We start from the raw sequence: 25503 nt of genomic DNA on the forward strand, positions 1-25503 counted from the left end.
TATTTTCACTTCTATTTGGACACCCGCTGATAGAAGTGAAAGCCTCCGGCGGATGTCACGGAATCGGAAAGGAGTTAATAAAGGGGTTAGCCTAAAATCATCGCATCCATGCGATAACGGCTAACTGACCTGCATCGGTAAAAACGCCACGTCCTGTGGCATTACCGAAATGACCGACATCGTGTCGGCCCTCACGCAGGCCAAAGCACAAAGCCGATTCCGGACGCATTGTTTATCTGCGCGACAGCGGCAATTATGCCGAGGCATAATTGATTGCAAAGGTTGAAAAGGAGGGGAATCGATGCTTCATAAATGGGAAGGAATTGTCCTAAAGGTGCGTGCCTATGGAGAATCAAATAAAATTGTAACATTACTAACAAGAGAAGCAGGAAAGGTTGCAACGATGGCTCGTGGAGCGAAGAAGCCTTCCAGTAGGTTAGCATCTGTGACACAGCCATTTACGTATGGCATGTTTATGGTACAGCATCATACCGGTATGGGGACATTGCAACAAGGAGAGCATCTAAATTCAATGCGTCATATTCGTGAGGATATAATGGCAACGGCCTATGCAAGTTATATAATGGAACTTGTTGAGCGTGTAGTAGAAGAGGGAAAACCTGAGCCACTTGCATTTGATGTGCTCCTTCAAGCATTACAAGCAATTGAGGAAGGTTACGACCCGGAGGCTATTACATTGTTCGTTGAATGGAAAATGCTGCCCTATACTGGCGTACAGCCTATTTTACATGCTTGTGCTGCTTGTGGTGCAGTAGACGGAGAATTTGCATTTTCTTTTGTCCAGGGAGGTTTTTTGTGTCATCGTTGTTATCATCATGATCCTTATATCATTCGATTAACACCGACTCAGCTTAAGCTTATCCGAATGTTCTATACTGTACCGATTGACCAGATTGGGAAATTAGAATTAAAAAAGGAAACAAAATATTTTATTAAAAAAATAATTACAACAATTTACGAGGAACAAACAGGAATTCGTTTTAAGACTAAAAAATTTATTGAACAGCTTGAAAGAACGCCTGAATTTCAGTTGAGAACGAGTACTGATCAAGAAAAAACGCCAGAAGATCATTAATATTGATCTTCTGGCATTTTTACATTAATAATCTTCTGAATCATCCATGAAATCGAAAGAAGTAGCCCATTTATTAGCGATTTTTAGAAATTCAATATATAGGTAAGCAGTTTCACCATTTTTACCTGTAATATGTAAAATAGATGTACCTTCTGTTAATGGTGTAACATTTACTGTCTTATCCTTTATTGAAGCTTTCACAGCTGCTGGCTCAGAATTAAATTTTTCTAAGGCAACATGTGTTGGCTCGAACGATAGATCGCTACTTGAAAACGTTAACTCATCTGTAACTTGATACAAATCAATACTACGCACGAAATCATATGTATCGACAATAGCAGCCATCGTTTGTTGTTGAGTACCATTAGTGAAAGTAATCATATATTGCCCATTTTTAAAGATAGAAAGTGTAGCTGAATTATTCGTTGATTTAAAATTATATAATTCAGGAGATAAGGCTTGACCATCTGCAGTTTGAATACTTACATTAGTAGGAACAAATTTTAAATTACTTTCCTTTAAGTTGAGTGGTAAGTTATCTGCATAATCCTCTTCTTTTACTTTTTGAAGTGTTGTTTGTAGCTTCCCGTTTACATTCTTCACATTTACTAAGTAAAAGACATCCAAAAATTCTTCAGTATCTTCTTTAAAGCCCGTAATAACTAATTTTCCCGTGCCTTCTTTTAGCGGTTTAATTGTAATGGACTCTGTCATATAATCTTCTTCATCTTCAACCCATGTAAAGATATCCTCTGCAGGCTTAATGCCGCCATAAGAAGCATAGATATAGTCTTGCTTAAATTGACTAGCAAAAACTGTGACGTTGCCTTGAGCTTTTTCAGCACGTACAACAAAAAGTGCTAATTGGGAGCGCTTTACATTAGTTTGTGGTCCAAAGGTAGTAGGGGTTGTACCTTTTGTGATGGTGTTGGCAAAAAGCGTTTTTATATATGGTTCGTATTCACTACCTTCATTGACATCATAGAAAGGAATGTTAATGCCGTTTGTAATTGGTAATTTAAAACCTTTCACAATCATTTTTGACATTTGTCCACGTGTAATATTTTTAGTTGGGTTGAAATAGCCATTGGTTCCGCTAATAATACCTGCATTTGCTAAAGCAGCAATCGCACCATAATTTGCATCGCCAGGTTTTATATCCTTAAAATTAGGATTTTTCACATGAACCGTATCAAGCTTTAAAATACCAGCTAAAATTTTTGCAGCTTGTGTACGAGTAATTGAATTCTCAGGTTTAAATGTGCCATCAGGGTAGCCTGATATAATACCGCGTTGAGCTAAGTTAATAATAGCTTGACCTTCCTCACTTGACACATTTTTTACATCAGAGAATCCCGATGCAGCATGTGCTGGGGGTGCAATGACAATAGCGCTTGTTGCTAGTGCTGATGCCATAGCGATGTGATAAAAACGATTGCTCTTCAAATAAATTTCCTCCAAAGTACATAAAAAAATTTTATAGCTAGGACCTACCTATTACAACGGGCTGAATGTAATAGGTTGGAATCTCCATGAATTGTTAAATTATTGTTATTTAACATTTAGGATTAACTACAATACTTTATTTATATCAAAATGACGAAGATGAGAATAGAGGGAATTTTATGATGTTAAAAATTAACATGGATAAAATACTTGTTCATCAACATGAATGAATAGTATTTCTGACTCGACTGGTGTGCTTTTAAGGCCGAACAATGAGCTGTTTAGGGATAGGGGATTTGTCTCTGATCTATCGTACCAATCAGTATTAACAAATGTCATCTCCGACTTTTGGTGGTGAGATAAAAGTTGAGTGAAATATATATAAATGATTAATTTTCAATATGCCCTAATGTGAAAATGAGTAGTTATTTTCCTAAATGGTAATATTTATCTGTTAGTGTTGGATTTTTGTTAATAGTATTAGGAGAAATTGAGTAATCCTTTATGATTTACAGAAATATTATTTAATGAGATAAATTTAACTATAAAATATAAATATACGCTTTTAAGTCCTTTGTATAGGACTTTATATCTTTTTTTTATTAAAAATTAATAGTTGTTGTTAAAGGGATTCTTTGGATATAAATTACTAATTTTATAATAGTTTTTAACGTAAATATAGTAGTAACTATCCATGTAAATTCCATAAACTAGTTGAAAAGGTGTTTTAATCTATGATATTGTAAATGATATAGTTGAATTTTAACTTCTTTCAGCGTGGGTCCAAACGTCTGTACCTGTCGTTACGCTTTTGGTACAAAAGACATCCGCTGAAATAGAGTAACTCAGTCTAAAAAGGCCGCGTCCTGTGGCAACAACTGAGTGACTAATATCGTGTTGTAGCTGCCGCTACGTTGACACTACGCTTTCGCACAGACAAAACACGTTGCTGCCGCTACGTTGACACTACGCTTTCGCACAGACAAAACACGTTGCTGTCGCTACGTTGGCACTACGCTTTCGCGCAAAAATTATTTGTTGCCCTAAAGCCTCCGGACGCAATTATGCCGAGGCATAATTGATGAACAACGCAGTCTTATCGAAGAAGGAGGGAGTCACATAATGCTTGGACATTGCGTATGTGGCAGAAAATATGCTAAGAAAAGTGACGTTAAGTATTGATGAAGTTGAAGCCAATGATATTTTAGCTGAAGATATTTTTTCTGATTATCGTTTATTAGCTAAAAAAGATCTAGTTTTAACGGAGCGGATTATTGTCTTACTTAAACTTAGAAAAGTAGACGAACTATCTGTATATTTACCAACTGATTCAGTCCGAATTGTTCATGATTTGAGTGTTCAGCGTACAAGGGATTACGAGGATGTATTTGCACCTCTGATGGATAAAAAGGATGAGGTAGATGAGTATAAAGATACGGTAAAAAATCTTTTTATGACTACATTAGAGAATGTTGTGCATGAATTGCGCTATGGTCAAATTTTAAAAAGCACCCAAGATACTGCTTATGTACGAGGTATTTTTGAACAAATTTTTGAAAAAAAACATCGCTATGAATTACTCATGAGATTAAAAGAATGGGATGAGTATTCTTTTGTTCATTCATTTGATGTTTTCGTTTTAGGTACAATTTTTGCGCGTTATTTAGGTTTAACCGATATTGAAACGCTAGCAAGGGGCTATTTGTTCCACGATATTGGGAAGGTATTTATCCCGCAAGACATATTAAATTTAAAACGAAAATTATCAGAAGATGAGTTTGACATTGTTAAAACTCATACGACTAAAGGTTATGAGTTGCTCATAGAAAATGGGGAAGACGATATTGCCTATTTAGCACGTGATCATCATGAACGTTTTGCCGGTAAAGGTTATCCAAATCAGCTTTGTGAGGATGATATGTGTGAGGGGGTTCAATTACTGCAAATTATAGATGTTTATTCCGCTATGACATCAAAGCGTGTATATCATTCGGGATATGCTGCAACAGATGCATTAGCTGTTTTATATCGTGATCGACATTTATATAACGAGAAATTTATGCATAAATTTGTAGAGTGCCTAGGGATTTATCCTGTCAACTCAGTCGTTCAATTATCGGATAATCGAAGTGCACAAGTAGAACTTGTCTATGATTTATTCCCAACGTTACCTAAAGTTAAATTGCTGGATGAACAAAAGTCAATGATTTTACCTTTAAATTATAGTGTGAAAATTGCGAAAATGATTGATTACCGTGCTAACAGCTTTGAAGAAATTTTTAACTTATTTATAGAACAATTAATTCGCTGTGACGAAAATAGCTTAAGAGTCTATTTTAATAAATTAATAGATCATTTACATCCTAAAGAAATTATTTTAAAAATATTTTTACCTGCCTTTCGAATTCTACGTTTATTAACAAGAGAAATTCAAACGGACATGACAAAATACAGGAATTCTATTAATATATTAAAGAAACTATTAGAAGATCAATTACATGTATTGTATATGGATTATCAGCATGAGAAAACAACTATATTAGTTGTGGAAACTTCACTTCGTGAAAATTTCTTCATAAAACTTGTGCAAAGTATTTTGTATATTGATAAAATTGTGCCGTTTTTTATTAATCCAGATGATGAACGGCGCATTACGCAATTAATGGAACATTGTAACGTAAATATAGCTTACTTTATTGGAGATGAGCTTACAGTCGATAAGAGAGTTCGCCCAATGGGAGAAGGAACATTCCTTTTTTATTCGCTTGTAGATATTGAAGAATTACTTATTAGCTTAGTAGGTATGGAAATGAAAAGGTTTTCATTTGAGGAGAAGATGCAAGAGCGTTTGTTTGCATTGTTAAAAACATAAAATAAGAGGGAGTCGCTTAAAATGCGACTCCCTCTTTATATACTGATGAATTTTAGAATTGAAGATGTTTTTCGATGTATGCTTTAACATCTGTAATTGGCATACGAACTTGAGACATTGAATCGCGATGACGCACTGTAACTTGACCATCTTCTTTTGAGTCGAAGTCATACGTGATACAGAATGGTGTACCAATTTCATCTTGACGACGGTAACGTTTACCAATTGATTGTGACTCGTCAAAATCAACTGGGAATGATTTACGAAGCTCTGCCCAAACATCAGTAGCTTCATCCGAAAGCTTTTTAGAAAGTGGTAGGACTGCAGCTTTAAATGGTGCTAGAGCAGGGTGGAAGCGTAAAACTGTACGCTTATCATCGCCTTCAAGCTCTTCCTCGTCATAAGCATCGCAAAGGAATGCTAATGTTACACGGTCTGCACCTAAAGAAGGCTCGATACAATATGGAACATAACGTTCGTTTGATACTGGGTCAATGTAAGTGAAATCTTCACCAGAATGCTCCATATGCTGTTTTAAATCGAAATCCGTGCGATCTGCTACGCCCCATAGTTCGCCCCAACCGAATGGGAATTTAAATTCAATATCAGTTGTAGCATTTGAGTAGTGAGACAATTCGTCGTCCTCGTGATCACGAAGACGCATAGAATCTTCTTTCATGCCTAAATTTAACAACCAATTTTTACAAAACTCTTTCCAGTATGCGTGCCATTCAAGGTCCTCGCCAGGCTTACAGAAAAATTCAAGTTCCATTTGTTCAAATTCACGCGTACGGAAAGTGAAGTTACCTGGTGTAATTTCGTTACGGAATGATTTACCGATTTGTGCAATACCGAATGGTGTACGTTTACGCATTGAACGTTGTACGTTTTTAAAGTTCACAAAAATACCTTGTGCTGTTTCTGGGCGTAAATAAATTTCATTAGTAGAAGATTCTGTTACACCTTGGAATGTTTTAAACATTAAATTAAATTGACGAATATCTGTGAAATCAGCTTTACCACAATCCGGGCACACTACGTCATACTTAATCATCGTTTCTTTCATTTGATCAAATGTCATACCATCGACAATGATTTCATCGCCTTTTGCTAGCGCAGCGTCCTCGATGATTTTGTCAGCACGATGGCGCGCTTTACATGCCTTACAATCAATCATTGGGTCATTAAAGTTGCCAACGTGACCAGAAGCAACCCAAGCTTTTGGGTTCATTAAAATTGCAGCATCTATCCCAACATTGTGCTCTGATTCTTGGACAAACTTTTGCCACCATGCTTTTTTAACATTGTTTTTTAATTCAACACCTAATGGACCATAATCCCAAGTGTTTGCTAAGCCTCCGTAGATTTCAGAACCAGGGAAGACAAAGCCGCGATGCTTCGCTAAAGATACGATTGTTTCCATTGATTTGTTTGCCATAAAAATAGCCTCCTTCATAGTTTTCACAGAGTGAACATTAATTTTGTTTAAGCGAATTTATACAATTCGCTAGAGATATTTTTTAATTTAGGTAGGACTAAATTAAAAAATAGCACCCGTCTCCGGGCACAATGAATGCCCAGGGACGAGTGCTAAAACCCGCGGTTCCACCCTGATTGTTTTAAACGCGTTGTTTAAAACCTCTTTTCAAAAAGTTAGCTCAAGGAGTGCCTTTTCTCTGTTGCTATGTAGACTTTCACCATCTTCTACTCGCTTTAAAGTGGAACAGATACTTTTTTTCCCATCATCGCCTATATAACGCAAATCGCTCGAAAATACATTTAGAGCAAGCGTATGTGTCAATATTGTAGCATGTAGTTCTTTTCTTCGCAATAATTATTAAAATAGTATATAATAATTGAGCATAAGTATAACACTATTAGATTTGAGGCGGTGAGTCCAATCGAACTCAATAAACGTCAGGAAAACATTTTACAAATTGTGAAAGAAAACGGCCCAATCACAGGCGAACATATTGCAGAACATCTCAATCTGACAAGAGCAACTTTAAGACCAGATTTAGCAATACTCACAATGGCGGGCTTTTTAGATGCTAGACCTCGTGTTGGCTATTTCTATTCAGGTAAAAAAGCATCCGTTACATTGACGGATAGTATTAACAATTTAAAGGTGAAAGATTTTCATTCAGGACCAGTTGTTGTACCGGAAACAATGACTGTTTATGATGCGATTTGCTTCATGTTTTCAGAGGATGTTGGAACACTCTTTGTCGTAGATAAAAATGAATTTTTGACAGGGGTACTTTCTCGTAAAGATTTACTACGTACAAGTATTGGCACGCAGGATTTAAACAAAATTCCTGTACATATAATTATGACACGTATGCCAAATATTTCGTACTGTGAGAGATCAGATTCTTTAGTTGTTGCTGCGAATAAACTAATTGAACGGGAAGTTGATTCGCTACCAGTAGTAGAGCCACAAGAAGGTGGTTTGAAAATCGTTGGTCGTCTTACAAAAACGACGATTACACGAGCTTTCTTATCACTTGTACAGAATGTCTAAATATTTGAAGGAGAGCAGCATGAAAAGACTACGGGTTTTTGTTGTATCTGATTCAGTCGGTGAAACTGGTGATCAAGTAGCGAAAGCGGTTATTAGCCAGTTTCGACCTAGTTTGGAAAACACGGTTATTCGCCGTTTTCCTCATATACAATCAGAGGAGCTCATTCGGAAAATTGTATGCCTTGCAGCGAAACAGAATGCATTTATTGTGTATACGCTTGTTCGCCAGGAGATGCGATCGTTATTACATGAACTGTGTGAGCAAGAAAATGTCTATGCTGTCGACATCTTAGGGCCTGCTTTAAAAACAATGACAACATTTGTGGAAGAATTCCCATTAGAAGCACCAGGAATTGTGCACCAGCTAGATGATGATTATTTTAAAAAAATAGAGGCTATCGAATTTGCGGTAAAATATGATGATGGTAGAGATCCACGTGGTCTATTACAGGCTGATATTGTGTTAGTCGGTGTTTCACGTACCTCTAAAACACCGTTATCACAATATTTAGCACATAAACGCTATAAGGTGGCGAACGTACCTTTAGTACCAGAAGTGGAGCCACCAGAAGAACTATTACAAATAGATCCGAAAAAATGTATTGGTTTAATTATTTCTCCTGATAAATTAAACTCAATTAGAAAAGAGCGATTAAAGTCTCTTGGATTGAATGATGATGCTATCTATGCGCAGCATAATCGAATATTAGAAGAAATCCAGCATTTTGAAAAAATTGTCGCTAAAATCGGTTGTAAGGTTATTGATGTGACAAACAAAGCTGTTGAAGAAACAGCGAACGTCATTATTGAGCATATCTCGAACTGTAAATAAGAAACGAATGATGATAAACCACCTCATGTAAGAGGCGGTTTTTTTGAGTCGGTTTTGAAAATAGTATAGATAAAAACTAATTTTTGTTTTATAATAATAAAATTGTGGTAAAAATATTTATTAAGAGAAAAATCCTGTTTTTTTGTCGAGAAATAAAGGATTTTTAAATCGGATAGCGAATTGTGTTTTAGAACGTAATTAAAGATGGTGATGAATGTGGCAGGGAAGATTCCTGAAGAAGTGATTGAACAGATTCGCTCACAATCGGAGATTGTTGATGTCATAAGCGAATACATGCAGCTTACAAAGCGTGGGCGCAATTGGTTTGGGCTCTGTCCATTTCATGGAGAACAAACGCCATCTTTTTCTGTGTCATCAGACAAACAAATTTTTCATTGCTTTGGTTGTGGTGCAGGCGGTAATGCTATTACTTTTGTTATGGATATAGAAGGTATTTCTTTTCCTGACGCTGTCGTGAAACTTGGTGAACGTGTTGGCATACAGTTAGATATTGGGCCAAGTTTACCTGAAGTAACGAAAAAGGTATCTAAAGCGGAAGAAAGGATGAAAGAAGCTCACGCTTTTGCAGCAGATTTTTTTCATCATTTACTGTTAAATACTGAAGATGGTGAAGAACCTTTAAATTATTTGCTAGAAAGAGGATTTACAAGGGAACTTATAGAATCTAATAGCATTGGATGGTCTCTTCCAAGCTTTGATGCATTAACGATATTGCTTGAAAGAAAAGGTTATAACTTACAAGAAATCGCGGAAAGTGGTTTAGTAATCAAGCGTGAAGGGGAAGAACGCTATTTTGATCGTTTTAGAGGGCGTATTATGTTTCCCATTCGTGATGAGAACGGGAAGATTATAGCGTTCTCAGGACGAATCCTTGCATCAACTGGTGAAGAGGCAAAATATTTAAATAGTCCAGAATCACCAATTTTTCAAAAGAGTGAAGTGCTATATAACCTAGATAAAGCACGAACCTCGATTAGAAAAAATCGTCAAGTAGTATTGATGGAAGGATTTATGGATGTTTTAGCAGCAACTTCTGTGGGTGTAACGAATGCTGTAGCAACAATGGGCACTTCGCTTACGAATCAGCATATCACAAAGCTAAAGCGCTTAGTAGAGCAGATTACGATTTGCTATGACGGTGATAATGCTGGGTTTGATGCGGCGAAAAGAGCGGCACAGTTACTTCAAACGGAACGTATGAAAGTCAATATTGCGGTGTTACCAGATAAGCTAGATCCCGATGAATACATTCAAAGTTTAGGTGGACAAGCATTTAAAGAACAAATTTTGGAAAACCCTCATGCGTATATTGCTTTTATGATGATGCATGCTAGACGAAATAAGAACTTTCAGTTTGAAAATGATACGCTTCAATATATTCAAGAAGTTCTTGAGCAACTGGTAGGTAGATCATCACCAGTTGAACGAGATTTGTATATAAGACAGCTATCGAATGAAACAAACATCTCGGAAGAAGCGATTTATGCTCAATTCCGAAAGCTAGAGGCAAGTCAGGTTCGTTCTGCAAAAGTAGAAATGCCTGTTCAAACGCCTTCGATGCCGGTCACTCAGCAACATAAGCCTATGGACGCAGCTGAACGTGCCGAACGTTTATTACTGGCTCATATGCTTCATAATATAGATGTAGTGGACAGGGTATTACGTAGTGAGCAAAAAGATCCATTTGTACGAGATGCCTATATGGCAGTTTTTGTTCGCTTAGTAGGATTTTATGAGGAATATGGTCATCCTGATTATCAGCGTTTTGTTGAGATATTAGATGACTCTGAATTACGCAAGATTGTAATGGAAGCGGCTTTAGCGGAACGAGATCCCGACCAAGCAGATGCAGAGGTCGCAGACTCAATTCGTCAGTTGCAAAAATATAGAATTGAGCAAGAAATTCAACAAAAGATGCATGAGTCAAAGGAAGCGGAGAAGATGCATGAGTATGCACGTGCACTTGAAATCGCCCAACAGATTATTCATTTAAGAAAATCGTTATCGGCGATTTAACCCGATTCGGTTGTTTAGAAGGAGGAAGGTTTATGGCGGACAAGTCAGAACGTTCAAAAGAGGTAGAAGTAGAAATTACATTAGATGAAGCAAAAAAAATACTACAAGAAAAAGCAAAAACAGAAGGTGAAATTTCTATGAAAGAAATTTCAGAGAAACTAGCGCCTTATGAATTGGAGAACGAAGAGATTTTCCACTTTGCTGAGGACCTTGAAAAGGCTAAAGACATTCAAATCATTGGGAAAGAAGAGTTTGAAGAAGAAAGCTTAATGAAAGAAGAAGCAAACGAAGAGACTTTCGATTTAAATGATTTGAGTGTACCACCAGGTGTTAAAATAAATGACCCTGTACGTATGTATTTAAAAGAAATTGGTCGAGTTGATTTACTTTCTGCCGAGCAAGAAATTGCATTAGCTGAGCGTATTGAGCAAGGTGACGAAGAAGCACGTAAACGCCTAGCTGAAGCGAACTTACGTCTTGTTGTATCGATTGCAAAGCGATATGTTGGCCGTGGAATGCTATTCCTTGATTTAATTCAAGAGGGGAATATGGGGCTTATCAAGGCTGTTGAGAAATTTGACTACCGTAAAGGTTTTAAATTCTCCACTTATGCAACATGGTGGATTCGCCAAGCGATTACACGTGCAATTGCGGACCAAGCACGTACAATTCGTATTCCAGTGCATATGGTAGAAACAATTAATAAATTAATTCGTGTACAACGCCAATTATTACAAGACTTAGGTCGTGAGCCTTCACCAGAAGAAATTGGCGAAGAAATGGATTTAACACCTGAAAAAGTACGTGAAATTTTAAAAATTGCACAAGAACCAGTATCTCTTGAAACACCAATTGGAGAAGAAGATGATTCACATTTAGGAGACTTTATTGAGGATTCTGAAGCTCAATCTCCATCTGACCATGCAGCTTATGAATTGTTAAAAGAGCAATTAGAGGATGTGTTAGATACATTAACTGACCGTGAAGAAAATGTCCTTCGCTTACGTTTCGGTTTAGATGATGGTCGCACACGTACATTAGAAGAGGTAGGGAAAGTATTTGGTGTAACGCGTGAACGTATTCGCCAAATTGAAGCTAAGGCTCTTAGAAAGTTACGTCACCCTTCTCGCAGCAAACGTTTAAAAGACTTCTTAGAATAAAGATAAAAAGTTGGGCTATCTAATTAGTAATGACTAATTGGATAGCCCTTTTTTAGGCTACTATTATATTTGCATGAAATAGGAGAATACCTGTGAATGTGAAGTAAATAGCCGCGCAAAATTTTCATAATTTTTCCCTAGAACATACTAAACATAATAGATATTTTTTCGATAAATGTTATAGCGAGTAATTAGAATGAAACAGTCTTATTATTTTTGCTACTTTATACAGATGTGTTATTAAAGGTATTAAGATAAAATTGTAATAATAACCATTATTAAGCAATGTTTGGAGTATAAACTATGACAAATCCTCGAAAAAAAATAATCTTGAATGAGATTTTGTTTTGGAAGCAGAATAAGCTATTACCAGAACATTACTGTGATTTTTTAGCGGCTCTATATGCAGAGGGGGCAGATGTAGAGGAGTTAGAACCAGTACATCATAAACAGGCTATATTGCCTTCAGAAAAGAGAAGGCTATTATTTATTATTGCAGGTATATGTATTGCCATGATTACACTGTTGTCTATTTATTTTACAATAGCATCCTTAATGATAATTTTAACGGTTGTTGTTGGAATAGCTGCTGTGATATTATTTCTGACAGCATTTAGAATGGCACGTAAAAATGATTTATTAGCCCCTGTTTTCCATTTGTTGGGTGCTGTTTTATTGTTTAGTATGTCTATTCGAATTTACACTACATATTTTAATGGGAATAATATTGCTTTGTTTTGCTTGATTGCAGCAAACTGCGGGGTTTGGCTTTGGTCAGGTTTAAAAATGAAGCTACTTTATTTCACGGTCTCAGGTGTCCTAGGTTTACTGGCACTGATTAGCTATTATACCATAAACTTATTATAAGAACTCATTTTGTAAAATAGTTTCGCTGACAATGACAAGAATCTGTTTGCTTTCAAATAGCTAACAGATTCTTTTTTTATCAAAATGTGATCTCGAAATTTATCCCATGTAAATTGCTGACGAATAAAAAAAACAATAATCTGAGTATTGTGTTGCTGATATTGGAAAATATAGAATATTAATGGGGTTCATTACCGAAAGTTGTGGATGACTTTTATTTTAATGTATGCAATATATAAGTTGATTGGAGTGAAGGCATGAGCCATGATAATAGGACTTATTGCTATGGCTTATTCTATTAGCAATATCAATAAGTTATTTTGATTTTCTTGGTATATGATGCGTAAAGAGAGGAAAGATAACAACATGTAAGGAAGAAAATATAATTGCTAAAAAGGTAATAGATAGTCCAAATATTGGTGATTTCAAGACATATTTTATCCAATAGATACAGAAATGTCGAAATTGTTACAAACAAAGGAAAACTTAGCGAATAGGCTTTTCGTTTCATGGTTAATGAAGTACAATATTAGATGTTGACTGATTCTATATTATCATAGAAGTAGATTTACAATGAGGAGGGGAAACATATGAAAAACAATCCAGTCGTTCCTTACATCTTAATTTTAGCATTTGGTATTGGTCTTATTTTCTTTATGTCTTTAATGGGCGCAGAGAACAAAAAGGAAATCGCTGCAGAAAAAGAAGGTGGAGGCGAAAAAACAGAAGCTACTGATGACGGCTCAGCTTTAGTACAATCTTGTATTAGTTGTCATGGTGATGACCTAAGTGGTGGTTTTGGTCCAAGCTTACATGGGAAAGATGAAGCTCGTATCGTAGATGTTTTAACAAACGGAATCCCAGGAACTCCAATGACGCCTGGTATGAAAAACGAAGCGGAAGCGAAAGAAATCGCTAAGTACATTTCAACTCTAAAATAGTCTAAAAAATGTAGCTGTACTGAAAGCGTTTAATCGTAATCAGTACAGCTACAATTTATTTATCTTCATTTCAGTTAATGAAAAATGGAGTTGCTCAAAATTTGAGTCAACTCCATTTGTTTTTTTTCACGACATCATACATACTAAGAGTGGACACTATTTAAGACAGGCGGTAAAAAAAAATGAATGCAAAAAATTTATCAAAGCGATTAGAAACAGTAGCAAAATATGTACCCTCTGGTGCGGTTGTAGCTGATATTGGCAGCGACCATGCATATTTGCCATGCTACTTAATTCATAAAGGTATTGCTTCTTATGCAATAGCAGGGGAAGTTGTGAAAGGACCATTTGAATCAGCAGTTGGACAAGTACAAAAGGAAGGCTTAACAGAAAAAATTACAGTACGACTTGCGAATGGTTTAGCGGCCGTTGAAGAAGCCGACCATGTAGATACAGTTACTATTGCTGGGATGGGTGGACCTCTAATTGTCTCCATTTTGGAGAAGCATCCTGAAAAATTGCAAGGGGTAACAAGGCTTATTTTGCAACCAAATATTCATGCTAAAGTGATTCGCGAATGGGCATTAGCAAATAATTGGGCAATTCAGGACGAAGAGATTTTAGAGGAAGACGAAAAAATTTATGAAATTCTCGTTTTGCAAAGAAGCACAATGACGTTAACGGAACCGGAAATTTTATTTGGGCCGAAATTAATGCAACGAAAATCACCATCATTTATAAAAAAATGGTCACGTGAAAAAGAAAATTGGCAGCGTGTATTAAAGTCCATTGAAGGGGCAGATCAAACACCTGAAATTGAAGAAAAACGTGCAGAGTTAGAAGCTCTACTCAATTTAGTGGAAGGGGTTCTATGAGATGAAAACAGTTAACGGTCAGGAAATTATACAATTGTTCGAATCATGGTCGCCTAAAAAACTAGCCTGTATGGAAAATGACCCAATTGGTCTTGCAATCGGTACATTAAATAAACCTGTAAGTAAAGTATTAGTCACATTAGATGTTAATGAAGCAGTAGCAGATGAGGCTATTGCCCAAGGATGCGAGCTAATAATAGCGCATCATCCACCGATTTTTAGACGTCTTTCAAATATTCGTACGGACAATCCTGCCGGGCGTTTATATGAAAAACTTATAAAAAATGATATTGCCGTTTATGCAGCACACACGAATCTAGATGTGGCTGAAGGCGGTGTTAACGATTTACTAGCAGATGCTCTACAGCTTGAAAACCGTTCTATTTTAGAAGAAACATATGCGGAAAATATGTTGAAGCTTGCAGTTTTTATACCGACTGCAAATGCCAATGATTTACGTGAGGCATTAGCAAAGGCAGGAGCAGGTCGTATTGGAGATTATGAAGCGTGTAGCTATACTACCTTAGGAGAAGGGCGATTCCGTGCACTAGAGGGTGCAGCTCCACATGTAGGTTCTATTGGAGAATTACATGTTGAAGAAGAAGTGAAGGTAGAAGTTGTATTTCCGGAATCTATAAAAAATCGTGTATTAAAGGCAATGTTAAACGCACATCCATATGAAGAACCTGCTTATGATATCATTCGCTTAGATCAGCAAACGAATGTAATGGGCTTAGGACGAGTTGGTTATTTACCACAAGAAATGACTCTTCATGAATTTACGCAATTCGTCAAACAGCAGCTAGACGTACCCGCTGTCCGCGTTGTTGGTGATTTACAGTCGAAGGTGAAAAAAGTTGCGCTTGTCGGTGGCGACGGCAATAAATATATCTATTCTGCAAAACGTGCTGGGGCAGATGTATTTTTAACAGGAGATATGTATTTCCATACTGCCCAGGACGCTCAAGCAATTGGTCTACAAATCGTAGATCCAGGACATCATGTGGAGAAAGTGATGATTGCAGGAGTAGCTAAAAAGATGGCAAGAATGTGTGAGGATAAAAAGTACTCTGTTGAATTTGTCCAATCTACTATTCATACAGAACCGTTTTTATTCGTGTAAGAGAGGGGAATATCTATGGCGAATGAAAAACCTGTCGGCAATAAGGCCGGCAAGTTATGGATGATGATTGGTTTGCTGATTGCTGTGTTTGGGGTAGGTATGACATTGATGACGAATACGATGAATGCCAAAAAAATTGATACTATGACCGAGCAATGTGAAAAAGATGGTGGAGAAGCCATCGTCTCAAAGGAAAAAAGTTTTCTATCAACAAACTATTCATTTAAATGTAACCAGTAATAATAACAAGACTGAATTATAGAATTAGATATAATTCAGTCTTTTCATGTTGTTGAAAAACTATTGTGTCAAAGAAATTAAGGTCTAATAAATAAAGTATGGCTCTTCGACAAAACGAGGGGCTGATTTCCGTTCCGGCTGGGCGCTTTGTTGCTGCCGCTTCGCTTTCGCACAGATAAAACATTTGCCGCTGACGCTTCGCTTTCGCGCAGAGCAGAGCTTCCTGGGGGCGTCCGATGAGCCGCTTCGCTTCGCAGCAGGGTCTCGGGCCAACACGATGTTGGTCACGAAGGCGTTATCACAGGATGTGATGCTTTTAGCCTTCGTTCCTCTATCGCTGATCCCCAAGGAGTCGCACAGCCTCCACTCCAATCAGCCACTTCACATAACATATATTTTTTAGCGTGGCACTCTAATTTATAGTTATAAAAAAATGAGTGAAATTTATAAAAGTTCTACGCTATCGTTGGGGTAGTAAATGTCCAATACGACTTGACCTTGAGCAAAACTAAATCTAAGCAAACGGCTATATGCATATCCGTTTCTAATACCTGGGATGTGAACTTTTTTCTCCCTATAAAGATTAATGTCAATAATATTCCCTTTGACCACATTAACACTCCTCTTTTTTTATCTCTAGCCACCATTTCCGCTTTTAAACAACCATTTATTCCGAAGATCCAAATTACATAGTTGGTACTTCCATTATCAAAGAACGCCCCCGGAACTAGAGTTTTTACATAACCAGATTCAAATAAGATATACACCACAATTAAAAGTACTATCCATAGCACATTATTATATAAATTCTGGGGAAAATAAAAAAACATCCTTTTTTCAGAAGAAATGTTATTATTTCTAAAAAGGAGGTATGACTTTGAAGTATTCCTTTTATTTTTGTTGTTTTTTGTTAATTTTCTTGATAATAGGATGCAATTCTTCAACTTCTTGGGCATTTCAATTCGTAAATTACAATAATACACATTACATTGTGACTGAAGAAGTTTTAGAAAATAACCAACTTGGTGAAAAGTTAGGCGAAGTAAAATACCACCTCAACAAAGAGCAAGATAGTAAAGAATTGTCTTCAAATGTATATCCAGTTGGAACAAAAATTTATGCTATTAATAACATGGATATTTCGAAAGCGATTGCCGTAGTTAATGAAGATGGAGAAATAATAAAACTTGTAGTGGAGGAATAAGTTGTATATTTTGGTATGTAAACACTGAATTAGTTATAAGGTCTGTTGCTTGAATTCCACTGGTGTTAAATAGCCTAGTTCTGTGGATTTGAAAGTTATGGAACCAATGAACGTATTCATCAAGTTAAAGAGCGAGCTGTTCAAGAGAAGAGAAATGAGCTCTGTAAGTGAATTCCGTGTTAAATACCTTAAACATCGCTTCAGCCACAGCGTTGTTATAAGGACATCCTTTCATGCTCAGTGATCGTTGGATACCGAATGTTTCAAGACTCTCTGAAAATGTTACCAAACTCTTTCCCTTAGAGTGTATGATAGATGAGTATAAATGGCAATGAGAGGAGAGTTATGAATTGTTTATTCGATTAACAAAAGAACAACAAGAAACAATAATAGCTGATATTCAACGATTTTTCTATAATAATCGTGATGAGGATATTACAGAATTTGAAGCAGAAAGAGTATTAGACTTTATAAAGGAAAATATTGCTCCACATATTTATAATGCGGCTATCTCGGATGCAAAATATGTTGTAGAAAGACAATATGCATCGATTGAGGATGAACTTGCAGCATTAGAAAGACCATTAAAATAAAATAATTTAATCCGAATTAAATAACTGGAAATTTTTATAAATATATGGTATTTTTATCTTGAATTAAAGATAATTTAATTCGAAGTAAAAAACAATGGTTTCATTAGCCATCAATGTATTGAATAAAGAAATGGATTCCTGTACAACATGGCTAAGAGAACCGTTTTTAGTTTTAAATGAATTATTCGGTCACAATTTGAGGGATGAATAAAGGAGGAACAACATGTTGAAAATAGGGGTAATTTTAGGGAGTACGCGTGAAGGTCGTTTAAGTCCACAAGTGGGCGAATGGGTAAAGGAAGTTGCTGGAAGACGTGGTGATGCGGAATATGAAATTATTGATATTGCAGATTATAAACTACCACTTCTAGGTGAGCCAGGTGGAGATGCTTCAGGAGCAGCTACATGGTCACAAAAAGTTGCTGCATGTGATGGTTTTGTATTTATCGTTGCAGAGTATAACCATTCCATTACTGGGGCATTAAAAAATGCATTAGACTACTTACGTGTGGAATGGAATAATAAAGCGGCAGGTATTGTTTCTTACGGTTCTGTTGGCGGTGCAAGAGCTGCTGAACATTTACGTGGAATTCTTGGTGAATTATTAGTTGCAGATGTTCGCGTCCATCCTGCTTTATCATTATTTACAGATTTCGAAAACGGCACGGTATTTAAACCAAAGGAAGTGCAAGCAGATTCAGTAAATCAAATGCTAGATCAACTTATCCCTTGGGCAACAGCTTTAAAAACAATTCGATAATTACCTTTAGCAGTATGCATAGTAATAAATGCATATTGCTTTTTTATGCGCAGCACGAGCGCAATCTATAGGTGATTAAACCTGGGTTATGAAGACATAAGTAGTGGTGAGCCAATCGAAAGGGTGTGCATAGTGACGTGGAATATTGAATCATTACTTGATCGAATGATTTGGTTATTTTACACTAGCAGACACGAAACCAATCTTGATATCGCTAACAGATTGGTTAGGAGAATATTTAGTATGTACTTATGGAAGGTTTGGAAGAAACCTAGGACAAGAATAAGAAAGCTTATTCGATAAGGTATCCCTTATTAAGCCTATGAATGGGAAAATGCTTGCAAAGGGTATTAGAGAATACGAAAAGCCTAAATTAAGTAAAGCCCTTAACAACACCTACTGGAATCATCAAGGGCTCAAAAGTCTACAAGCTTGAAATAAAACCGCCGTATACGGAACCGTACTACAAGTAGTCGGGGGTGAGTCACCCCGGACTACTAGATACTTAGTAATTAGATATTACACCCATACCAGAACAGCTAGTTCCTGAGAAACAAGTTAGCTCTAAAGTATATTTAGCATTTTTAGTCATTGGAACTTGATAATTAGTAGAAGCTCCTGCAGCTAAACCTATAACCGGACCAATGTTCACGCCATCTTTCTTAAGAACATAACCAATACCAACTTTACCTGTATTTACAACACTAATACTACCTTGTCCGTTCGCTGTTATAGCTCTAGTTTGGTTTGATGAAAGACCATCAATATTTACTACAGCATTTTCGAAAGTGGCTGCATGCGCAGTATTACCACCTAAACCAAATACTCCTAATGACAAAGTAGCTGCTAAAACCAAATGTCCTAATTTTTTCATAACTATCACCTCCTATGTATTTAATAGCTATATTACATCAATATGGTTATAAAGTAAATATATTACTTGTAAAAATTATCTATTTATGAAAAAAAAGGTTTTTGTGCTGCGAGGATTTTATTTACTAAGCTATTATGTAGCCATAAAACCTAGATATAAAGAATAAAGTGGAATATAGTAAATTAAATTGAGTAAATGGTAGTATAAAGGTGAAAAAGCAAGTCGCTAGTTGAAATTAGCCTTTATGTACCTGGCTTCCAGACTTTATAAAAGGAAGGGAAAAGAAAATGAAAATGGTTACTGTCCATCATTATGATGCGTTTAGCACGATACCTAATATGGGGAACCCAGCAGGTGTCGTCGTAGAGGGAGATCAGTATAGTGAAATAGAAATGCAGGCTATTGCTAAGCAAGTAGGCTTTAATGAAACAGCCTTTGCGTTAAATCGGATAAAGCAGATTTACGTATACGTTATTTCACGCCAGGGCATGAGATGAATTTATGTGGACATGCAACAATGGCAACGATATATGCACTGAAAACACAAGGTTTACTAGAAGATAAGTCAAAACTAACTATTGAAACGAAAGCAGGAATTCTCCCAATTGAGATAAAAGAACAAAAAGGGAAAATTCATATCACTATGCAACATGCAGCACCTCAATTTAAAGCCTTTAACGGTTCAAAAACTAAGCTTGCACAATCTATTGGACTAACAGAAGAAGCAATACATCCTGAATTACCGATAGTCTATGGAAGTACAGGAATTTGGACATTGCTAGTACCTATAAAAAATTTATCATACTTTGAAAAAATGACTCCGCAAACTGCAGATTTTCCGGATGTCCTTGAAGAAATGCCAAAAGCATCCGTGCATCCTTTTTGCTTAGAGGCATTTGATAAGTATGCAGATATGCACGCACGACATTTTTCATCACCTTATTCTGGAACAATTGAAGATATAACTACAGGTACTGCCTCTGGTGTTATGGGAGTATATTTTGCAGAGTATATTGATCGACAAGCACAATTGCCGAAGACACTAATCATTGAACAAGGTCAGGAGCTTGGGAAGGATGGAAGTGTGCATGTTCATGTGAAAAGTGATGATGGCAAATTGTCTATCTCGATTTCAGGAACCGCTGTACATGTGAAGGAGCTAAAGGTGCAAATATAAAAAAGAGGGCTGCTTTAAGTAAATTCATTACTTTAGAAGCGGCTCCTTTTTGAAATGCGATCCATTCCATTAATGTTTTATTTCTTCAATGACCTTTTCTTTTAAATCTGCATCCATTGAGGAAAGCTTAACGTTATTTGTAAGACGTTCTTTTAATTCTCGATCTGTCATAATACCGCGTTCCTCTAAAATTTGAACAAGTAGATCTAACGTCATTAAATTTTTAATTTCTGCTGCTTTTGTATCCATGTTATAAACCTCCGAAAGTATAGTATTTCTACCTCTTTAGTGTACTCCTTTTTTAGAAGGGCTGCGTAAAATGGTCAAAACAAAGCGAAAATATTTCGCGTCCCGGAATATATTGAATGATTCTAGCAGTAGTGGAATACATATAATAGCTGGTTTTTATGAGAAATCAGCGACAAGTAGGTTTAAATGCAAAAAAATTAATTTATAATTTCTATATCAAAAAAACTCCTAACAATAGGAGTTTATTTTTTATTATCTATTTAAACTGGTATGTATTTATGTTGATTAGGAGCTTACTTTCCGTTGATAGAACTTTGTTTTCCGCTGCTAAAGCTGTCCGCTTCGCCGCTAAAACTGCTTATTCCGCCGCTAAAGCTGTCCGCTTCGCCGCTAAAACTGCTTATTCCGCCGCTAAAGCCGTCCACTTCGCCGCTAAAATTACTTTTTCCGCCGCTAAAGCCGAACACCCCTAGGAAAGCGCCAAGTCGGAACGGAAATCAAGCCCACTCTATGGTGATAAGCCTCCTAATTACTCATTGAGAATAAAGCCTGATACAATGCTGCTAGCAAAGCAACAAAGAGCGTATCGTCAGAGTTAAAAAGTTTAAAAGATATACCAGTACGCACAAGTTCAGTTTCTACATTACTAGCGCTAGCTATTTTTTCATCATTACAATATAAATAGGCGGTTGAAGTAAAATCCTTTTCAAAGCGAAAAGCTAGTCCATCCATTGTAAAAGAGTAGGAGGATTCAAGTAATTGAACCGTCTTTCGTTGTATCGGTAAAATGGATCCATCTGGCATAATAAGCTGATGGCTAACACCCTTTGTTAATAGTGTAGATTGCACTTGAAAAAGTGGTGCCCCTAAAGTAGTGCGTGATTCATAGCGATGCGGTAATGACTGTTGTGCAGCAACTAGCATAACAGCATTGATTATTTTTCCAACGGATGAACGTTCAACCTTTTGTAGCACGCAAACCGTCTCATTTTGTTCATTCACAATAGGGATATTTGAAAAGCTTTCGAAAGCTTTTGGGTAGGTAAGGGTAAATGTAGTCATAAAAAGCCTCCAATCTACTTACTATACGGAGAAGCTTAACCTCAGGTTTCACCTTCAACAAAAATTTTAACTTCTTTCAGCAAATGTTTTGTGTAGCGAAAGCAAAGCGGCAGCTACAAATGTTTTGTGTAGCGAAAGCAAAGCGGCAGCTACAAATGTTTTGTGTAGCGAAAGCAAAGCGGCAGCTACAAATGTTTCTGTACCGAAAGCGTAGCGACAGGTACAGAAGTCTCCCACAACTATAGGTGGTGAGCTGAATAGCAAGGGTATACCCTTGCTGCGAAATAGTGATTGTCCTAAGCTAATTCTGATTCTATAATAGTGAATGTAATAGTTTATTAACAATAATGAGGTGGCTTATGAAAAAGCAATGGAACTTAATATTAACACTAATTGTGGTCTTAATTATCGCAGTTTTTTCAGTTATCAATGTTGACATGGTAACGGTTAATTATTTATTTGGAAAAGCTGAGTGGCCATTGATCCTCGTCATTATTGGATCAGTCCTATTGGGAGCCCTATTAACTGGATTAATTAGTATGATGAAAATTTATCAACTTCAAAGAGCTTTGAAAAAGGCTGGTGGTGAAATAGATCAACATTCTTAAAAGTTGATCTATTTCAATCAGAACGGAGCCCTTTATTATTTTTAATTTAGTACCGTCCTCAAAATCAGGAAGGGTTATGCAGGCAGAAGCACAAAGCCGATTCCGGACGCATTGTTTATCTGTAGCGACAGCGGCAAATGTTTTCTGCGCGACAGCGGTAATTAAGCCGAGGCATAATTGATTCAATAGGCGATAAAGTTCGATTGATTTTTTATGCAAGCAACAAATGGAAGTACATTTGGATATGAAGTTTAATAATGAAAAAGGCTGGCCGATAATGTGAATTTCTTCACTACCGGACAGCCTTTCATTTTATTGTTGAGTTGTGACTTCTCCTGCAAGAGCACGTTTTTCCTGCTCTGGATCGAATTCTTTTTCCATTTTTGAAACGACAACTGTTGCTACACCGTTACCAATTAAGTTTGTAACGGCGCGGGCTTCTGACATAAAGCGATCGACCCCGATTAAAAGTGCAATCCCTTCTACTGGAATCATAGGGAATGCTGCTAATGTTGCTGCGAGTGTAATAAAGCCAGAGCCTGTTACACCGGCTGCACCTTTAGATGTTAGCATTAAAATAGCAAGTAATGTAATTTGATGCCAAACATCTAAATCAACTCCATAAGCTTGTGCGATAAAAATAGCTGCCATAGATAAGTAAATGGACGTACCATCTAAGTTAAAGGAGTACCCTGTTGGAATGACAAGACCAACGACTTGTTTAGAGCAACCATAGTTTTCTAATTTGCGCATCATCGAAGGAAGGGCAGATTCTGATGATGATGTTCCAATAACGATAAAAATTTCATCTTTAATATATTTAATAAACTTAAAGATACTGAATCCGAAGTAACGTGTAATAAGACCAATGATGAATACGATAAAGATAAACATTGTAATATAAACGGAAAGCATTAAAAACCCTAAGTTTCCTAGTGATTTAAGACCGAAGTTTCCGATTGTGTAGCTCATAGCGCCGAATGCACCAATCGGGGAAACTTTCATGACCATATTAACAATTTTAAAGAATATATCTGCTACTTGTTCAAAAAATTTAATAACTGGTTTAGCTGGTTCACCAATAGCTGCAGCAGCTATGCCGAATAAAACAGCTGAGAATAAAACAGGTAATAACTCTCCATTTGCAAGTGCTCCGACAACATTATCAGGTATAATTTGCATAATAAATGCACCAATACCATGCTCTGTAGCGGCTGCTGCCTCTGTATATTGGGATACATCTGCACCGTTTGCAGCTGCTGTATTAAAGCCTTTACCAGGTTTTACAATATTGACTACGATTAAGCCGATTGCTAGTGCGAAAGTAGAGACAATTTCAAAATAGATTAATGCCTTCCCGCCAATTTTACCAACTTTTTTTACATCGCCCATACTACCAATTCCAATAACAACTGTTAAGAAAATGATAGGAGCTATTAACATCTTAATTAATTTAATAAAAATATCTGCTAATATTTTCAACTTCGCTCCGAATTCTGGGAACGTAGCACCTACAATAATACCTAGCACAATGGCAATCAGTACTTGTACAGTTAAGTTTTTAAAATTTATACGCATGAAGTTCTCCCCTAACACTGTTTATGAATATTATGTGAACGCTTTCATGAGGTTATCTTAGCTGAAATTTTCCGACAATAGTTTTTATGACCGTAAAGTTTCTATTGTTCATTTTGTTCATTTTTTCGTTGGGAAATCAATAAAACTAGTGATATCAAGGGTTCGTGGCTGTTTTATAGTAGTTTTGTAATTTTGGAATCTATTATAATACACAAGAAAAAAATCCCCACTCTAGTGAGGATTTTATCATTAATGAACAAAAGTATTGTTCCCGCAGTGATGAAATACTTTAAGGAGAAACAATTTTTTCAATTTCCGATAAAACATCGTTTTCTTGTACATTGTTTCTATAAAAATCATAAACAGGCGCTAGTTTTTCCTTAAAGCGTTGGCGTTCCTTATTACTCATCGTATAGATTTCAAAGTTATCTTGCTGCTTAAGTTTTTGCAAATTTTCTTCGTTCATTTCTACAGCTTGTTCAAATTGCCAATCTGTTGTTTCTTTCATAGCCTCCATAATCTGTTTTTGGATTTCCGGAGGTAGAGATTTCCAAAACTTGTCGTTTATTAAAACGGCGTAGCCTAAAATGCCATGCTTAGTTAATGTCATATGTTTCTGCACTTTATAGAAACCTTTAGAATAAATATTTGACGCTGTGTTTTCTTGAGCATCGATGGCATTCGATTCTAAATCAGTAAAAACCTCGCTGAATGGAGTTGGGATTGGTGTAGCCCCAACAGCCTCGAATTGCTTTTCAAGGGTTTTACTTGGCATTGTACGAACACGTAAGCCTTTTAAATCTTCAAAAGTATGAATAGGGTGATCGACAGAGGTTAAATGTTTAAAGCCATTATGCCAAAAGCCTAGTCCTTTTATATGAAAAGGCTTAAGCTCATTTAACAATTGTTCACCAATCGAACCTGTAAGTACCTCATGCACTTCATCATCCGTATTAAAAAGGTAAGGTAAATCAAGAACCTGCCAATTTGGTATATAGGATGTCATCTTTGAGAAAGTAGGGATAATCATTTCTACTTGTCCATTTTGCAATGCCTGAAACTCGTTTTCATCATTAAACAAGGAGGAGTTTGGGTAGACGTGTACCTTCACTTTGCCATTTGTTTTTTCCTCTACAAGCTCGGCGAATTTACTTGCCGCCTGTCCTTTTGGCGTATTCTCAGCAACAACATGACTTAAATGAATCGTAATTTGCGTATTCAAACCTTTTTGCTCATGGTCATAGGGAAGAGGCTTTGCGAATAGTAAGCCTTGTTGAACACCAAACGCTATCGTTAACAATAAAACAGTTGCTATTGTTCCAATAATAAATTTTTTCATCTATTACACCTAATTTATTCGTATTTTCTGATGTTTTTGTTATTCT

23 protein-coding genes and 1 pseudogene are annotated in these 25503 nt (G+C 36.5%); 17 read left to right on the forward strand and 7 right to left on the reverse strand.

Features of this window, described 5'->3' with window-relative positions; translation table 11 throughout:
* Window positions 1-301 precede the first annotated feature (301 nt).
* A complete protein-coding gene (gene recO, locus ACMZ42_RS10355; protein WP_415731395.1) occupies window positions 302-1096 on the forward strand; it encodes a DNA repair protein RecO in 795 nt (264 codons plus the stop codon).
* 24 nt (window positions 1097-1120) lie between these two features.
* On the opposite strand, the gene ACMZ42_RS10360 is transcribed toward recO, so the two are convergent.
* Complete coding sequence (locus ACMZ42_RS10360; RefSeq protein ID WP_415731396.1) at window positions 1121-2542, reverse strand: S-layer homology domain-containing protein; 1422 nt, start codon at window positions 2540-2542, stop codon at window positions 1121-1123.
* Between the two features lie 1126 nt (window positions 2543-3668).
* On the opposite strand from ACMZ42_RS10360, the gene ACMZ42_RS10365 reads away from it, so the two are divergent.
* A complete protein-coding gene (locus ACMZ42_RS10365) occupies window positions 3669-5414 on the forward strand; it encodes an HD-GYP domain-containing protein (protein ID WP_415731397.1) in 1746 nt (581 codons plus the stop codon).
* A gap of 52 nt (window positions 5415-5466) precedes the next feature.
* Here the strand turns inward: ACMZ42_RS10365 and ACMZ42_RS10370 are convergent, their stop codons facing one another.
* Window positions 5467-6852, reverse strand: coding sequence for a glycine--tRNA ligase (locus ACMZ42_RS10370; RefSeq protein ID WP_370079395.1), 1386 nt, complete (start codon window positions 6850-6852; stop codon window positions 5467-5469).
* Window positions 6853-7305: 453 nt separating this feature from the next.
* On the opposite strand from ACMZ42_RS10370, the gene ACMZ42_RS10375 reads away from it, so the two are divergent.
* From ACMZ42_RS10375 to ACMZ42_RS10430, 12 genes are all read left to right on the forward strand, one after another.
* Window positions 7306-7938, forward strand: coding sequence for a helix-turn-helix transcriptional regulator (locus ACMZ42_RS10375; protein ID WP_370079393.1), 633 nt, complete (start codon window positions 7306-7308; stop codon window positions 7936-7938).
* Between the two features lie 19 nt (window positions 7939-7957).
* On the forward strand, window positions 7958-8770 hold the full coding sequence (locus ACMZ42_RS10380) for a pyruvate, water dikinase regulatory protein (RefSeq protein WP_415731398.1): 813 nt from the start codon (window positions 7958-7960) through the stop codon (window positions 8768-8770).
* A gap of 204 nt (window positions 8771-8974) precedes the next feature.
* Complete coding sequence (gene dnaG, locus ACMZ42_RS10385) at window positions 8975-10807, forward strand: DNA primase (RefSeq protein WP_370079389.1); 1833 nt, start codon at window positions 8975-8977, stop codon at window positions 10805-10807.
* Window positions 10808-10839: 32 nt separating this feature from the next.
* Entirely contained in the window at window positions 10840-11967 is a 1128-nt protein-coding gene (rpoD, locus tag ACMZ42_RS10390) for an RNA polymerase sigma factor RpoD (RefSeq protein WP_049663796.1), read from the forward strand.
* A 303-nt stretch (window positions 11968-12270) separates the two neighbouring features.
* On the forward strand, window positions 12271-12834 hold the full coding sequence (locus ACMZ42_RS10395) for a hypothetical protein (protein ID WP_415731399.1): 564 nt from the start codon (window positions 12271-12273) through the stop codon (window positions 12832-12834).
* A gap of 590 nt (window positions 12835-13424) precedes the next feature.
* A complete protein-coding gene (locus ACMZ42_RS10400; protein ID WP_415731400.1) occupies window positions 13425-13775 on the forward strand; it encodes a c-type cytochrome in 351 nt (116 codons plus the stop codon).
* A gap of 182 nt (window positions 13776-13957) precedes the next feature.
* The gene (locus ACMZ42_RS10405) at window positions 13958-14650 is read left to right on the forward strand and encodes a tRNA (adenine(22)-N(1))-methyltransferase (RefSeq protein WP_370079383.1); all 693 of its coding nucleotides are present in this window, start codon (window positions 13958-13960) and stop codon (window positions 14648-14650) included.
* A 1-nt stretch (window position 14651) separates the two neighbouring features.
* Window positions 14652-15773 carry a Nif3-like dinuclear metal center hexameric protein gene (locus ACMZ42_RS10410; protein WP_415731401.1) on the forward strand — a complete coding sequence of 374 codons (1122 nt, stop codon included), beginning with the start codon at window positions 14652-14654 and terminating at the stop codon, window positions 15771-15773.
* Window positions 15774-15788: 15 nt separating this feature from the next.
* The gene (locus ACMZ42_RS10415; protein ID WP_370079379.1) at window positions 15789-16013 is read left to right on the forward strand and encodes a hypothetical protein; all 225 of its coding nucleotides are present in this window, start codon (window positions 15789-15791) and stop codon (window positions 16011-16013) included.
* Window positions 16014-16890: 877 nt separating this feature from the next.
* Window positions 16891-17217, forward strand: coding sequence for a hypothetical protein (locus tag ACMZ42_RS10420; protein ID WP_415731402.1), 327 nt, complete (start codon window positions 16891-16893; stop codon window positions 17215-17217).
* A gap of 350 nt (window positions 17218-17567) precedes the next feature.
* The gene (locus ACMZ42_RS10425) at window positions 17568-17810 is read left to right on the forward strand and encodes a DUF2164 domain-containing protein (protein ID WP_370079377.1); all 243 of its coding nucleotides are present in this window, start codon (window positions 17568-17570) and stop codon (window positions 17808-17810) included.
* A 223-nt stretch (window positions 17811-18033) separates the two neighbouring features.
* Window positions 18034-18570, forward strand: a complete 537-nt coding sequence (locus ACMZ42_RS10430; protein WP_415731403.1) for an NADPH-dependent FMN reductase — start codon at window positions 18034-18036, stop codon at window positions 18568-18570.
* Window positions 18571-19075: 505 nt separating this feature from the next.
* Here ACMZ42_RS10430 and ACMZ42_RS10435 read toward each other — a convergent pair.
* Window positions 19076-19444 carry a hypothetical protein gene (locus tag ACMZ42_RS10435; RefSeq protein ID WP_415731404.1) on the reverse strand — a complete coding sequence of 123 codons (369 nt, stop codon included), beginning with the start codon at window positions 19442-19444 and terminating at the stop codon, window positions 19076-19078.
* 287 nt (window positions 19445-19731) lie between these two features.
* Here ACMZ42_RS10435 and ACMZ42_RS10440 point away from each other — a divergent pair.
* Window positions 19732-20621 (forward strand): annotated as a pseudogene (locus ACMZ42_RS10440) (PhzF family phenazine biosynthesis isomerase).
* Window positions 20622-20690: 69 nt separating this feature from the next.
* Here the strand turns inward: ACMZ42_RS10440 and ACMZ42_RS10445 are convergent.
* Entirely contained in the window at window positions 20691-20870 is a 180-nt protein-coding gene (locus ACMZ42_RS10445; protein ID WP_415731405.1) for a hypothetical protein, read from the reverse strand.
* A 158-nt stretch (window positions 20871-21028) separates the two neighbouring features.
* Between ACMZ42_RS10445 and ACMZ42_RS10450 the strand changes: the two genes are divergently transcribed.
* Window positions 21029-21343 carry a hypothetical protein gene (locus ACMZ42_RS10450; protein ID WP_415731406.1) on the forward strand — a complete coding sequence of 105 codons (315 nt, stop codon included), beginning with the start codon at window positions 21029-21031 and terminating at the stop codon, window positions 21341-21343.
* A gap of 52 nt (window positions 21344-21395) precedes the next feature.
* On the opposite strand, the gene ACMZ42_RS10455 is transcribed toward ACMZ42_RS10450, so the two are convergent.
* Window positions 21396-21932, reverse strand: coding sequence for a hypothetical protein (locus tag ACMZ42_RS10455; protein ID WP_415731407.1), 537 nt, complete (start codon window positions 21930-21932; stop codon window positions 21396-21398).
* Between the two features lie 359 nt (window positions 21933-22291).
* Between ACMZ42_RS10455 and ACMZ42_RS10460 the strand changes: the two genes are divergently transcribed.
* Window positions 22292-22540, forward strand: coding sequence for a LapA family protein (locus tag ACMZ42_RS10460; RefSeq protein ID WP_415731408.1), 249 nt, complete (start codon window positions 22292-22294; stop codon window positions 22538-22540).
* A gap of 312 nt (window positions 22541-22852) precedes the next feature.
* On the opposite strand, the gene ACMZ42_RS10465 is transcribed toward ACMZ42_RS10460, so the two are convergent.
* A complete protein-coding gene (locus tag ACMZ42_RS10465; RefSeq protein ID WP_370081519.1) occupies window positions 22853-24118 on the reverse strand; it encodes a dicarboxylate/amino acid:cation symporter in 1266 nt (421 codons plus the stop codon).
* Window positions 24119-24407: 289 nt separating this feature from the next.
* Entirely contained in the window at window positions 24408-25457 is a 1050-nt protein-coding gene (locus ACMZ42_RS10470) for a TRAP transporter substrate-binding protein (protein WP_415731409.1), read from the reverse strand.
* Window positions 25458-25503: the final 46 nt, after the last annotated feature.

It is taken from the genome of Lysinibacillus sp. NPDC056185, from assembly GCF_047737915.1.
GTDB lineage: Bacteria > Bacillota > Bacilli > Bacillales_A > Planococcaceae > Lysinibacillus.